Source organism: Acidovorax sp. GW821-FHT10E04, from assembly GCF_059415185.1.
Genome location: NZ_JBWKMT010000002.1, coordinates 375,340 through 388,628 on the forward strand (window position 1 = coordinate 375,340; position 13,289 = coordinate 388,628).

Annotated in this window: 13 protein-coding genes; 7 read left to right on the forward strand and 6 right to left on the reverse strand. The window is 66.6% G+C overall.

What is annotated here, in order from left to right; all coding sequences use genetic code 11:
• Positions 1 to 9: 9 nt before the first annotated feature.
• The 4 genes from AC07OC_RS06705 to AC07OC_RS06720 all read right to left on the reverse strand — a co-directional run bounded on the left by AC07OC_RS06705 (position 10) and on the right by AC07OC_RS06720 (position 3,373).
• The gene (locus AC07OC_RS06705) at positions 10 to 312 is read right to left on the reverse strand and encodes a hypothetical protein (protein WP_255591374.1); all 303 of its coding nucleotides are present in this window, start codon (positions 310 to 312) and stop codon (positions 10 to 12) included.
• Positions 313 to 550: 238 nt separating this feature from the next.
• Positions 551 to 1,411 carry a dioxygenase family protein gene (locus AC07OC_RS06710; RefSeq protein WP_218340789.1) on the reverse strand — a complete coding sequence of 287 codons (861 nt, stop codon included), beginning with the start codon at positions 1,409 to 1,411 and terminating at the stop codon, positions 551 to 553.
• A 197-nt stretch (positions 1,412 to 1,608) separates the two neighbouring features.
• Positions 1,609 to 2,703, reverse strand: a complete 1,095-nt coding sequence (locus AC07OC_RS06715; RefSeq protein ID WP_218340790.1) for an RDD family protein — start codon at positions 2,701 to 2,703, stop codon at positions 1,609 to 1,611.
• Positions 2,704 to 2,764: 61 nt separating this feature from the next.
• On the reverse strand, positions 2,765 to 3,373 hold the full coding sequence (locus AC07OC_RS06720; RefSeq protein ID WP_255591377.1) for a TIGR00645 family protein: 609 nt from the start codon (positions 3,371 to 3,373) through the stop codon (positions 2,765 to 2,767).
• A 187-nt stretch (positions 3,374 to 3,560) separates the two neighbouring features.
• Here AC07OC_RS06720 and acs point away from each other — a divergent pair, with 187 nt between their 5' ends.
• Both acs and AC07OC_RS06730 read left to right on the forward strand, forming a co-directional pair.
• Complete coding sequence (acs, locus tag AC07OC_RS06725) at positions 3,561 to 5,555, forward strand: acetate--CoA ligase (protein ID WP_218340791.1); 1,995 nt, start codon at positions 3,561 to 3,563, stop codon at positions 5,553 to 5,555.
• A 404-nt stretch (positions 5,556 to 5,959) separates the two neighbouring features.
• Entirely contained in the window at positions 5,960 to 6,445 is a 486-nt protein-coding gene (locus tag AC07OC_RS06730; RefSeq protein ID WP_218294121.1) for a LapA family protein, read from the forward strand.
• A gap of 127 nt (positions 6,446 to 6,572) precedes the next feature.
• Here AC07OC_RS06730 and AC07OC_RS06735 read toward each other — a convergent pair whose 3' ends face one another.
• The gene (locus tag AC07OC_RS06735) at positions 6,573 to 6,878 is read right to left on the reverse strand and encodes a c-type cytochrome (protein WP_218294122.1); all 306 of its coding nucleotides are present in this window, start codon (positions 6,876 to 6,878) and stop codon (positions 6,573 to 6,575) included.
• Positions 6,879 to 6,984: 106 nt separating this feature from the next.
• Between AC07OC_RS06735 and AC07OC_RS06740 the strand changes: the two genes are divergently transcribed.
• The 5 genes from AC07OC_RS06740 to AC07OC_RS06760 all read left to right on the forward strand — a co-directional run bounded on the left by AC07OC_RS06740 (position 6,985) and on the right by AC07OC_RS06760 (position 11,367).
• Complete coding sequence (locus AC07OC_RS06740) at positions 6,985 to 7,227, forward strand: TIGR04438 family Trp-rich protein (RefSeq protein WP_218294123.1); 243 nt, start codon at positions 6,985 to 6,987, stop codon at positions 7,225 to 7,227.
• Positions 7,228 to 7,418: 191 nt separating this feature from the next.
• Positions 7,419 to 8,540: a glycosyltransferase family 4 protein gene (locus AC07OC_RS06745; RefSeq protein WP_218294124.1), complete on the forward strand. Its 1,122-nt coding sequence runs from the start codon at positions 7,419 to 7,421 to the stop codon at positions 8,538 to 8,540.
• A 12-nt stretch (positions 8,541 to 8,552) separates the two neighbouring features.
• The gene (locus AC07OC_RS06750; protein ID WP_494600633.1) at positions 8,553 to 9,383 is read left to right on the forward strand and encodes an ABC transporter permease; all 831 of its coding nucleotides are present in this window, start codon (positions 8,553 to 8,555) and stop codon (positions 9,381 to 9,383) included.
• Positions 9,384 to 9,430: 47 nt separating this feature from the next.
• The gene (locus tag AC07OC_RS06755) at positions 9,431 to 10,171 is read left to right on the forward strand and encodes an ABC transporter ATP-binding protein (protein ID WP_369642173.1); all 741 of its coding nucleotides are present in this window, start codon (positions 9,431 to 9,433) and stop codon (positions 10,169 to 10,171) included.
• On the forward strand, positions 10,168 to 11,367 hold the full coding sequence (locus tag AC07OC_RS06760; protein ID WP_492254988.1) for an LpqB family beta-propeller domain-containing protein: 1,200 nt from the start codon (positions 10,168 to 10,170) through the stop codon (positions 11,365 to 11,367). The genes AC07OC_RS06755 and AC07OC_RS06760 overlap by 4 nt, the downstream gene beginning before the upstream one ends.
• 211 nt (positions 11,368 to 11,578) lie before the next feature.
• Here the strand turns inward: AC07OC_RS06760 and ilvD are convergent, their stop codons facing one another.
• A complete protein-coding gene (gene ilvD, locus AC07OC_RS06765; protein ID WP_218294128.1) occupies positions 11,579 to 13,285 on the reverse strand; it encodes a dihydroxy-acid dehydratase in 1,707 nt (568 codons plus the stop codon).
• Between the last annotated feature and the right edge of the window lie 4 nt (positions 13,286 to 13,289).

Sequence of the window (13,289 nt, forward strand, 5' to 3'; positions counted from 1 at the left end):
CAGGTGTCGTCAGCGGGCGGGTGGCGGGCCGCCCGCACCGCCGGGGCCGCCAGGCCCGCCCGCGGGCCTGGCCACCAGGGTGCCGCCCATTGTGCGGCATGTGCCCGCGAGCGATTTGCCGTCGGGCATGGTCAACGTCACGCTGGCGCCCTCGGTCTTGCCCTTGCAGGCGGCATAGGCCTCGGGCGGCGGCGCCGGCGGGTCCTGCCGGCCGTGGGGTTGCGCCAGCACGGGGGTGGCGGATATTGCAGCCAGCATGGTCGTGAGCGCCACGCGGGCCAGCCAGCGGGGACGAAGAGAGTGCATAGGCATGGTGTTTTTTCTTTCAGTGTTGTGGAGAAAGGAGATCAGCGAGCCAGCGCCAGCACGTGCTACCGGCGCGGCGCGTCTGAGGGCGCAGTGGATTAAGGAAAGCGGTTGACGGGTGGGGCACGTCGTCAGAAACCGGCGCCGCCCGGGCCAGTGCACCCGTGGATCCGGCTTGGCCGGGCCACCGGGTGCGTCCCCCACCCGGGGGAAGGCGCCGAAGGCGACTCAGGGGGGCTTTCAGTCAAGCTGCGATCGAGATCGTGATGCTGGCCGAGTATCCGCCGCCGCTGTTGGCCTGCATGGTGGTCATCTCCAGCGTGGTGCCGTCGCTGAAGACGTTGTCCGTGGCGAACGACATGGAGGCCAGGTTGCGCACGCTGGCGCTGTAGCCCGAATTGGCGCTGTAGATGGTGCTGAGCAAGGCCGTGGGGAAGGCCAACTGCGTGGTCTTGATCTTGTTGCTCGCGCTGCTGGCGGCGGCCAGGCTGCGGTACACCTCCAGGTGCATGTGGGGCATGCGGCCCGCGTAGCAGCCAGGCACGATGGTGGTGAAGGTGACCGTGCCGCTCGCATCGGTGGCCTGCACGCCGCGCAGGTAGTTGTCGGCGATGTTGCTGGAGCTGTACACGGAGTAGTTGCCGTCCTGCGTGCAGTGCCACAGGTAGATGGCGTAGCCGGACAGCGCGGCGCAGCTTGCGTTGGTGTTGGTCAGCGTGATCGTGATGGTGAACGGCACGCCGCTGACCTGTGTGGACGAACCGATGGAGCTGCGGATGTCCGAGCGCACGATACCGCTGAGCGCCAGCACGTTGTAGGTGTTGTTGCTGGCCTTGGAGCCATCGGCAGGGTAGGGGCCGGCGGTTTCCTCGGGAACAACCGAGCAGGTGGTGGTGGTGCCTGTCCCGGTGCCCGTGCCTGTTCCCGTTCCGGTCCCCGTGCCGGCGGTCTCGGTCGTGTCGCTGGCTTCGGTGTCGCTGCCCCCGCCCCCGCAGCCAAGGAGCGTGGCCACGCCCAGCGAACCCAGGGCATTCAGCGCAAGGCGGCGGTTGGAAGGGGCCTGTGCGGCGGCGGCCAGGGGCTCGGGGAAGGGGAGGCGGTCCATGGATGGCTCCTGCAAGTGGGTATGGCCTGCACTGTGCCGTCCGATTGGGGAGAAATTAGGGAGCCGCTGCTTCGTCGGAACGCTATATATTCAATAGCTATCAGCGCTTGTCCCTAAAGCGCAAAAGCGGTTTTTTGCCGGAAACCGTGGGCGCAGGATGCAAGCGCACTGCGCGGCGCCGGGCGGGCTTCGTGGGCTTACTTCGCCGCCCCGGTGGCCTCGTGCCGGCAACTGAAGGACCGGTCGCCACGCACGATGTCGTCGCTGCCGCACTGCCATTTGTGGATGTCCGTCTGCTGCTTGCGGGTGCGCAGCACGGGGGTGTAGACCAGGTGCTTGCCAGCCAGCGCCAGGTCGCCTGAGCTGTCGGCAATGGTCAGCCGCACCACGCCATTGGCCGGATCGATGGCCATGGCCTGGAAGCCGGTGGGAAGCTGCCCGGGCCGGCCCAGGCCGATGGCGGCGGCGCTGGCGGGAAAGGCGCCGGTGCTCCGGTAGTGGTTCTCCACCAGCCCCAGCACCGTGCGCGCGGCGCCGTCCAGCTGGCGCACGGCTTCGCGGCGCGGATTGGCGGGCTCCTCTCCCTGGTGCCACAGCGCCACGGCCACCATGGCCGCAAAGCTCAAGGCGGCCACCCCGCCCAGCATCACCAGCGCCTTGAGGAACCAGCTGGGCCCGCGGACCAGGGCCACGGCCTGCTGGATGGCGGTATCGCTGGCGTGGCGGGAGACCACGAACGTGCCCGTGATCGAACTGTGCAGGCCCCGCTCGCCAAACAGGGCGGTCAGCAGGCGGTGCAGCAGGAACGGCACGGCCAGCGTGAGCGCCAGGGTGAGCGAGTACTTCAGAAAGTGCCGCAGCACGGACCGCGCGATGCCGGGGCGTTCACCCGTGCGGGTCGCCACCCGCATGCCGAGCAGCCGCTTGCCCGCCGAGCCCTGGCCCAGCGCATCCATCAGCGCGGGGAGGAACAGGCCGAGGATGCCCAGCGCCAGCGCGGCCGGGTACGTGGCGCCCGGGGCGCTGTCGAAGGCGGGGCGCGCAAACACCCAGGCCAGCGCCAGCGCGACCGGAAAAGCCGCCATGCATGCGCCGTCGATCAGCGTGGCACCCAGGCGCGCCATGGTGCCCGGAAACACCTCCACCAGCCGCGCCGGCGCGGGTGCCTGGGCGGGCTGCCCCCGGCCTGCCGGGGCCCTCGCGGCGGGCATGTCCGCCACCAGCGGCGCCTGGCAGCTGAAACACTGCGTGTAGGAAGCATGGTTCTGCCAGTTGCAGCGGGGGCATTGCATGGAGGGTGCGCCTGGGGTGGGCAAGAGGCCGCGCCAGGCGGCCTCCTCGCGGGGTGGAGGCTCAGTGCCGTGCGGGCGGCGCGGTGTGCGCCATCAGGCGGTCCGTCAGCGCGATGGCCAGCGCGCTCAGCAGGAACACCACGTGGATGATGGTCTGCCACATCAGCACCTTGAGGTCGTAGTTGGCGGCGTTGATGAAGGTCTTGAGCAGGTGGATCGAACTGATGCCGATGATGGCGGTGGCCAGCTTGACCTTGAGCACCGAGGCGTTCACGTGGCTCAGCCATTCGGGCTGGTCGGGGTGGTCTTCCAGGTGCAGGCGCGAGACGAAGGTCTCGTACCCGCCCACGATCACCATGATCAGCAGGTTGGAGATCATCACCACATCGATCAGCGCCAGCACCACCAGCATGATGATGGTCTCGTTGAGCGCGGTGACCTCGAAATCGCTCTTGTAGCCGATGCTGGAGACCAGCTGCTTGAGCGCGGCGGTGTTGCCGAAGGCTGCCTCGATCAGGTGCACCAGCTCCACCCAGAAGTGGAACACGTACACCGCCTGCGCCAGGATCAGGCCCAGGTACAGGGGCAGCTGCAGCCAGCGGCTGGCAAAGATCAGCGACGGCAAGGGGCGCATGGGCGACGGGGTGGCGGGATTTGGGGGGAGGGACATGGAATGTAGGGTGGGACTTGGGTCGCGCGATTTTAGGGGTGCCGCGTGACAGCCCCTCGCGCACAGGTGCCTTCTTCCCTGCCCGGCACTGGCGATTCTGTAAGCTTCGTGCCAGTCAGTGGCTTGTAAGTGCCGCGTCCGACAGTACCGCCCAATTCCAATTCCATCAGACCCAGGAGACAACACCATGAGTGCGCCCACATCCGCGATCGAGTCCGTATTGGTTGAGAACCGCGTGTTCCCGCCCGCCGATGCGGTCGTCAAGGCTGCCCGCATTTCGGGCATGGCGGGCTACGATGCGCTGTGTGCCGAAGCCGACAAGGACTTCGAAGGCTTCTGGGCCCGCCTGGCCCGCGAGAACGTGCAGTGGACCAAGCCTTTCACGCGCACGCTGGATGAATCCAACGCACCCTTCTTCCAGTGGTTCGCCGATGGGGAACTCAACGCCTCGGCCAACTGCCTGGACCGCCACATCGGCACGCCCACCGAGAACAAGACCGCCATCGTCTTCGAGGCCGACGACGGCACCGTCACCAGGATCACCTACAAGGAGCTGCTGGCCCGCGTGAGCCAGTTCGCCAACGCGCTCAAGGCCCACGGCGTGAACAAGGGCGACCGCGTGCTGATCTACATGCCCATGACCATCGAGGGCGTGATCGCCATGCAGGCCTGCGCGCGCATCGGCGCCACGCACAGCGTGGTGTTTGGCGGCTTCAGCGCCAAGGCGGTGCATGAGCGCATCATCGACGCGGGGGCCGTGGCCGTCATCACGGCCAACTACCAGATGCGCGGCGGCAAGGAACTGCCGCTCAAGGCCATCATCGACGAGGCCCTGGCGACGGGCGGCTGCGACACGCTGCGCCACGTGTTTGTCTATGAACGCACATCCACGGCCTGCAACATGGTGGCGGGGCGCGACAAGACCTTCGCCGAGGCGCTTGCGGGCCAGAGCACCGACTGCCCGCCGGTGGCCGTGGGGGCCGAGCACCCGCTGTTCATCCTGTACACCAGCGGTTCCACCGGCAAGCCCAAGGGCGTGCAGCACAGCACCGGCGGCTACCTGCTGTGGGCCAAGCTCACGATGGACTGGACCTTCGACCTGCGCCCGGACGACGTGTTCTGGTGCACGGCCGACATCGGCTGGATCACCGGCCACACCTACGTGGCCTATGGACCGCTGGCGGCTGGCGCCACGCAGATCATCTTCGAGGGCATTCCCACCTTCCCCAACGCCGGGCGCTTCTGGCAGATGATCGAAAAGCACCGGTGCACGATCTTCTACACCGCGCCCACCGCCATCCGCTCGCTCATCAAGGCGGCCGAGGCCGACGCCGCCGTGCACCCCGCGCGGTCGGACCTGTCGAGCCTGCGCATCCTGGGCAGCGTGGGCGAGCCCATCAACCCCGAGGCCTGGATGTGGTACCACAAGAACGTGGGCGGCGAGCGCTGCCCCATCGTGGACACCTTCTGGCAGACCGAGACCGGCGGCCACGTGATCACCCCGCTGCCCGGCGCCACGCCGCTGGTGCCCGGCAGCTGCACGCTGCCGCTGCCCGGCATCACCGCAGCCATCGTGGACGAGACCGGTAACGATGTGGCCAACGGCGCCGGCGGCATCCTGGTCATCAAGCGCCCGTGGCCCAGCATGATCCGCACCATCTGGAACGATCCCGAGCGCTTCAAGAAGAGCTACTTCCCCGAAGAGCTCAAGGGCTACTACCTGGCTGGCGATGGCGCCGTGCGCAGCGCCGACCGGGGCTACTTCCGCATCACGGGCCGCATCGACGACGTGCTCAACGTGTCGGGCCACCGCATGGGCACGATGGAGATCGAATCGGCACTGGTCTCCAAGACCGACCTGGTGGCGGAGGCCGCCGTGGTGGGCCGCCCCGACGATGTGACCGGCGAGGCGATCTGCGCCTTCGTGGTGCTCAAGCGCTCGCGCCCCACCGGCGACGAGGCCAAGCAGATCGCCAACGAACTGCGCAACTGGGTCGCCAAGGAGATTGGCCCCATCGCCAAGCCCAAGGACATCCGCTTTGGCGACAACCTGCCCAAGACCCGCAGCGGCAAGATCATGCGCCGGCTTCTGCGCAGCATCGCCAAGGGGGAAGCCATCACGCAGGACACGAGCACGTTGGAGAACCCCGCAATCCTGGATCAGTTGGCCCAGACCAACTGATCCAGGAGGTGCCGTGCATGCGGCGCCAGCGTGCAGCGCCTGCGGGTTTGGGGCCACTCATGTCGCCACAGGCGATGTGACGTGGCCACAGAATCCGGCAATCCTGGACCAGCTGGCCAAGGCCAACTGACCAGAGGGCGGTGCACCGCCGCGGGGCGCGGGCGCGCTGCGCCTGCAAATCAGCGTGGTGGGGGGGCCTGCCTGGGGGCGTGGCTGGCGTTCACCGTTCACGGGAACCTCGCCATCGGCAACGGGGTGCCGTCCAGCCCGAAGGCGTGCGCGGCCCCTTGTAGGACACCGACTGAAACCGCTCCCCCGCGGCGCGGGATGGCCCCTGCATGGGTTACAACGGCGGCATCGTGTCCCAGGCTGCATGCCTGGGCGCTGCATACCGGAGGTTTCCCATGCATCTGCGTTCCATAGTACTTTTGTTGACGGTGCTGGCCATCGCGATACTCGCGGCGCTCAACTGGCCCACCCTGGCCGCTCCCGCCCTGGTCTCCCTGGGGATCGTGGTCTTCGAGGCACCGCTGGGCCTCATCATGCTGGCCCTGACGGCCCTGCTGGGGATATTCTTCCTGGCCTACGTCCTGTCCCTCCAGGGGTCCGTGCTCATGGAGACGCGGCGCCACGGCAAGGAGATGCAAGTCCAGCGTGAACTGGCCGACAAGGCAGAAGCCTCGCGGTTCACGGAATTGCGCACCTTCCTGGATGCCCAGCACCATCAGGCGCACGCCGCCTTGCTGACCCGGCTGGACCAGTTGGAGGCGCGCCTGGCGGCGCGGGTCGCCGAATCCGACAATTCCACCGCGGCCTACGTGGGGCAGCTGGAACACCAGCTGCGCACCCGGGGCCTGGAGCCCGCGCCCGTGGTGCCGCCACTCGTCTGATCCCCGCTTGCGCGAGGCGCGGGCGGCAGGGCCCGGAAACGTTTGCGGCCGTGACAGGGATCTGGCACGGCCGCAAGGGGCGGGGAAGGGCGATGCAGCCCCCCGCCGTAAGTCCATCAAAGGCGCATCACTTTTGCGTCAGCACCCAAGCCGCCAGCTTCTTGGCCTCTGCATCGTTGACCTGCGCGTTGGCCGGCATCGGGACCGGACCCCATACGCCCGCGCCACCCTTGATGATCTTGGCGGCCAGCTTGTCCACGGCATCCTTCTGGCCCGCATACTTGGCGGCCACGTCCTTGTACGAAGGACCCACCAGCTTCTTGTCCACGGCGTGGCAGGCCATGCAGTTCTTCGAGGTCGCCAGGGCCAGATCGGCCATGGCGGGTGCCGCAACCGACAGCGTCATGGCAAGGGTGATCAGGGTACGCTTCATGGTGGGATTTCCTGTGGGTTGGGTTACAGTTCTTTTAATGGAATTGTAGTGAGTTGGGTTGACAGGCATTTGTCTGTCGTCAACCCGGCGTTTTCTGGAGATCGCGATGTACCTGCTGGGTCTTTCACTGGTGCTTCTGGCACTGAAGTATTTCGAGATCGGACCCGTGGCCAACTGGTCCTGGTGGTGGGTGCTGGCACCCTTTGCCGCCACGGCCCTATGGTGGGCCTGGGCGGATTCCACAGGGTATACGAAACGTAAAGCCATGGAAAAGATGGACCAGCGCAAGCAGGACCGGATCAACAAGAACAAGGAAGCCCTGGGCATGCGCCCGCGCAAGCCACGCTAGACAGTCCATTGCGTTTGTTCCTCGCACCGCCAGCGCGGATGTACAAGGCTGCGCCACAAGAAGAACCGATCACCGTTGTACATGACAAAACAGGAACAGCTCTGCCGCATGAGGGTAGAAGCCGATTTGCGACCCGAGTGCCTGATGAGCGACTACGGCATGCTGAGGATCATCCACGTTGAGGTGGTCCAATGAATGTGGCCTTTGGTGTCAGCGTGCTGGCACGTTCTATCCAGCAGGGCGGCGTGGATGGCATTGGCACCTACACTCGGGAGCTGATGGCGGCCATGCCGCAGGCGGCACGGTTGCAGCCCTATGTATTCGACGCGCCGACCAGTGTGTGGCGGGGAGCAACACCCGCGATGCCGTTTGGCTCCTTTGCTTGGCAGGCATTGGCCGCGACGCTGGTAGGGGTGGACTTTGGCCACGCACGCCGCGCACTGGGGAAGGGGACCGATCTCGTGCATGCCACCGACCACCTGGTGCCGCGCCTGCGCGGAATCCCGGTGGTGGCGACGATCTTCGATGCCATACCGCTGTCGAACCCGGAGTGGGTCAGATACCGTTTCAAGAGCCTGAAAAATGAGTTGTGGCGGCGCACGGCCTTCTGGGCGCAGCATGTCATCACGATTTCGGAGTATTCCCGCCAGGAGATCGCCATCCATTTCCGCCTACCCGAGGAGCGGATCACCGCGATTCCGCTGGGAGTCGGGGCCCAGTGGTTCGTACCTCTGGACGCGGCCCTGCATGAGGCCGTGCGATCGCGGCATGCGCTGCCCGATCACTATTTCGTGAGCGTGGGCACCCTGCAGCCGCGCAAGAATATCGACCGCCTGCTGTCGGCGCACGCGAGCCTTCCAGAGCATCTGCAGCGCGAGTACCCCTTGCTCATCGTCGGCAAGCCGGGCTGGGGGTGCGATGACGTCGTTGCACGCTTCACGGGGGGTGGATTGAAGCATGTGCGGTGGCTTCGGCATCTGCCGGATGCGGAGCTTCAGGTCGTGATCAAGCGGGCCACCGCCCTGGTGTTTCCGTCGCTGCACGAAGGTTTCGGCTTGCCGGTGCTGGAGGCATTCGCTGCCGGCGTGCCGGTGGTGGCGTCCAACACGACATCGATCCCCGAGGTCGCGGGTGACGCGGCCTTGCTGATCGACCCTCTTCGCACCGATGAGATCGCGGATGCGATGCGCCGCATCGCGGAGCAGCCTGAGCTTGCGGCCCGGCTGGTGGCACGGGGGCGTGACCGGGTGCAGGCGTTCAGCTGGCAGGCGTGCGCCGAAAAAACCTTGCGTGTCTACGAGTCGATGGCTTGAAATATTTCTGCGATGACCACAGCGACCCACAGCCCCTCCGTCTCGGCGCGACAGCGCCAGGTTCAGCTGCTGTGGCGCGATATCCGCGGCGCCATGCTCGCATGGAGGTTCTGGTGCTTCATGGGATGGAACGATGTCGCCAAGCAGTACCGGCGCACCTTCCTGGGCCCCGTGTGGATTGCGTTGCACACGGCCTTGTTCATCATCGCTTTCGGCCTGATCGGTGCGCAGCTGTTCAAGTACCCGCCGGACTGGTACTTGCCTTATTTTTGCGCGGGGCATGTGCTGTTCGGGTATTTCAGCGCCTTGATCAATGAGGGCTGCCTGACCTACATCGGCGCGGACGCCTTCTTGAAGCAGACGCCCTATCCCAAGATGGCGTTTGTTTTTCGCACCGTGTTCCGGTGCTCCCTTCTGATGTTGCACAGCGCGGTCATCGTGCTGGCGGTGCTGCTCTGGTCGGGGCGGCTGGGGGACGTGCAGTGGTGGGCCTTGCTCGGCGCGGCTGCCTTGACGCTGGCCGCCGCCTGCTTCGTGGTCGCCATACTAGGGGGCCTGGCCACCCGTTTCCGTGATGTCACGGTGGCCACGGGCAGCCTCATGCAGGTCAGTTTCTTTGTGACGCCCGTGCTGTGGGTGCCGGACCAGTTGACCGAACGGGCCCAGTGGGTGGTGCACCTGAATCCCCTGGCCCTGTTCCTGGACCTGGTGCGCAGTCCCTTGATGGGGACTGTGCCCAGCATGCGGACCTGGGGGGCGGCCGGCGGCATGATCGTGCTGCTGGCGCTGGTTTTTTTCTGGCAGTACGTGGTGATCCGGCGCCGGATCGTGTACTGGCTGTGATGCGGGCGCTTTCGGGGTCGGAGACGGCCTACATCCAGCTGAAAGGCGTGTCGATAGATTTCCCCGTCTTCACGACGCGTTCCCGTGGCCTGCTCAATACCGTGCTGGGGTTTCCCCAGCGCGACAAGGCCCGTGTCGAATCCAGCGGATTGGGCCGGGTCAGCGTGCATGCGTTGCGCGACGTGAACCTGGCGTTGCGCACGGGGGACCGCGTCGGCTTGATCGGCTCCAACGGCGCCGGCAAGACCACGCTGCTGCGCGTGCTGTCCGGCGTGTATGAGCCCATGCAGGGCGATCTGTCTTTCCGCGGCCGGGTGGCCGCCCTCACGGACATCATGCTCGGCATGGACGTGGATGCCACGGGCTACGACAACATCATCATGCGCGGCATCGTGATGGGCCTCACGCGCAGGCAGGCGATGGAACTTGTCCCTTCGGTGGAGGCGTTCACCCAGCTCGGTGAGCACCTGCAACTGCCGGTAAGGACCTACTCCCAGGGCATGCTGCTGCGCCTGGCGTTCGCGGTGTCCACGAGTGTGGTGCCCGATATCCTGTTGATGGACGAGATGATTGGCGCCGGGGACGCCAAGTTCTTCAGCCAGGCCAAGGAGCGCATCAACGGGCTGATCGAGCAGGTCTCCATCCTGGTGCTGGCATCCCACAACGAGGTCATCCTGCGGAGCTTCTGCAACCGCGCACTCGTACTCAGCGAGGGGCGCGTGGTGATGGATGGCAGCGTCGATGACGCCCTGGCTTTCCACAACCTGCAGCAAGGAGTTCTCCGGTGAGACTGAAATGCACGGGCCCGGCCGAGGTGCTGGAAACCATCGCGGCGCTGGGGCGTACCGAGGACGTGAGCTGGTCGCCCGATGGGCGCCGCATCGCGCTGGCCGGCATCGCGGTGGACAAGCTGCTGATTCTCGGCGTGGATTGCCGCCTGGAGGATGGGCATAAATGCATCCATGTTTCCGATGCCATGCAGGTGGCTTCCTCCAGCCTGAAGCGCCCGCACGGAGTGTGCTGGGTCAGCGACGGGACCGTGGCGGTTGCCAGCCGCGAGGGCAACGTGTCGTTCTTTGATATTCCCGCGGCGCAGCGGCCCGTGTCCGCCTGCAGGCTGCAGCCGCTGGCGACGGTTGGCAAGGGCGATACCGAACTGCTGAAGTCGCCCGGCAGCCTGTGCGCCCGGCCTCTGGGCTCCGGCCTGCTTGAACTCTGGGTGTGCAATGGCTTCGCGCACTACGTGACCCACCACCTGCTGGATGCCCGTTCCGGCTTGACCCATGTGGACGCCCAGGTCCTGATGCGCGAAGGCCTGGAAGTGCCCGATGGCGTGGCACTGGATCCTGCGGGCGATTGGGTCGCCATCAGCAACCATGACCGGCATGTGGTGGCCCTGTATCGCAACGATGCGCGGCTGGAGGCCGCCGCCAGGCCGTCGGCCGAACTGCACGGGCTCAGCTATCCCCATGGCGTGTGCTTCGCGGCGGGGGGCAGCGTTTTGCTGGTCGCGGATGCGGGGACTCCGCACATCGCGTTGTTCCGCCGAGCGCCGCAGGGCTGGCCGGATGGTGCGTCCGAGCCCCATGCGCTGGTGCGGGTGCTCGACGATGCCACCTTCCGCAAGGGGCAGCACAACCCCAGGGAGGGCGGGCCCAAGGGGGTGGATGTGCATGAGCCCTGGGGTTTGCTGGTCACCACCTGTGCGGAACAGCCCCTGGCCTTTTTTGATCTTGAGGCCATCTTGCCGCCTGACCTGCGCCAGCAGGACACGCTGGCGCCCGCACAGGCCGCGGGCGAGGGGCTGCGGACCGCGATGCTTCGATTGGCGCGCGGTGTCTCCGCGCGAGAGGCGTTGCTGATGGGCGCGGTGCGCAATGAAGCAGCCCTCATGCGCGCCAGCTGGTCGTGGCGTGTGACGGCCCCGCTCAGAAGCCTGGCGGGAGGATGGCTTCGCTGGATCTCCCGGTTTCGCAAGCATTGAGGCCCTGCGAACGGGCCGGCACGCACGGTGATGGGCTGGCCAGCGTCTTTCGGGAAACACCCGGGGCGCGTGCCCTGGGCCTCCCTGTGGTGATGCCCGCCAAGGCAAAACGCCCATGCGGGGCAGCATGGGCGCTTGTTTGTCCGGCGCGGCCCCGGGGGCGCGGCGGCCTGCCGCCAGAAAGGGCCATCAATGGCCGCTCATCCGTTCATCAATAGGCGTCCAGCACCGCACCCTTGCTCGCGCTCGATGCATTGAAGGCGAACTTGGCCTGCACGCCGCGGGTGTAGCGGGGGGCAGGGGCCGTCCAGGCGGCGCGGCGCTTGACGATTTCTTCCTCGGGCACGTTCAGCTCCAGCAGCAGCTGGCGCGCGTCGATGGTGATGCTGTCGCCTTCGTTGACGAAGGCGATGGTGCCGCCGGCCGCCGCCTCGGGCGCCACGTGGCCCACCACCATGCCCCAGGTGCCGCCGGAGAAGCGGCCGTCGGTGATCAGTCCCACGCTTTCGCCCAGGCCGGCGCCAATGAGCGCACCGGTGGGGGCCAGCATCTCGGGCATGCCGGGGCCGCCCTTGGGGCCGAGGTAGCGCAGCACCATCACGTCGCCGGCCTTGATCTTGCCGGCCAGGATGGCTTCGAGGGCCGATTGTTCGTCGTCGAACACGCGGGCGGGGCCGGTGATGACGGGGTTCTTCAGGCCCGTGATCTTGGCCACGGCACCCTCGGGGCTCAGGTTGCCCTTGAGGATGGCCAGGTGGCCCTGCGCGTACATCGGGTTGTCGATGCCGCGGATCACGTCCTGGTCGGCGCGGGGCACGTCGGGCACGTCCTGGAGCACTTCGGCAATCGTCTTGCCGCTGATGGTGATGCAGTCGCCATGCAGCAGGCCGGCGTTGAGCAGCACCTTCATCACTTGCGGGATGCCGCCCGCGCGGTGCAGGTCCACGGCCAGGTACTTGCCGCTGGGCTTGAGGTCGCACAGCACGGGGGTCTTCTGGCGCACGCGCTCGAAGTCGTCGATGGTCCATTCCACGCCGGCGGCGTGTGCGATGGCCAGGAAGTGCAGCACCGCGTTGGTGGAGCCGCCGGTGGCCATGATCACGGCCACGGCGTTCTCGATGGCCTTCTTGGTCACGATGTCGCGGGGCTTCAGGTCCATCTTGATGGCCTCGATCAGCACCTTGGCCGATTCCTTGGCCGAGTTCATCTTCTCGTCGTGCGGGTTGGCCATGGTGGACGAGTACGGCAGGCTGATGCCCAGGGCTTCAAACGCGCTGGACATGGTGTTGGCGGTGTACATCCCGCCGCACGAGCCGGTGCCGGGGATGGCGCGCTTCTCGATTTCCTTCAGGTCGAAGTCGCTCATCTTGCCCGCGGCGTTCTCGCCCACGGCCTCGAACACGCTCACGATGTTCAGGTCCTTGCCCTGGTAGTGGCCGGGCAGGATGGTGCCGCCGTAGACGTAGATGGCGGGCACGTTGGCGCGCAGCATGCCCATCAGGCCGCCGGGCATGTTCTTGTCGCAGCCGCCCACCACCAGCACGCCGTCCATCCACTGGCCGCCCACGCAGGTCTCGATGCAGTCGCTGATGACCTCGCGGCTCACCAGGCTGTACTTCATGCCTTCGGTGCCCATCGCCATGCCGTCGCTGATGGTGGGCGTGCCGAACACCTGGGCGTTGCCGCCCGCTTCCTCGATGCCGGCGATGGCCGCGTCGGCCAGCTTCTGCAGGCCGCTGTTGCAGGGCGTGATGGTGCTGTGGCCGTTGGCCACGCCGACCATGGGCTTGACGAAGTCGCCTTCCTCGTAGCCCATGGCGTAGTACATGGAGCGGTTGGGCGCGCGCGACTTGCCTTGCGTAATGTTGGCGCTGCGGCGGTTGATGGGCTGGATCGGGATGGTCTTGCTGTCTGCCATGGCG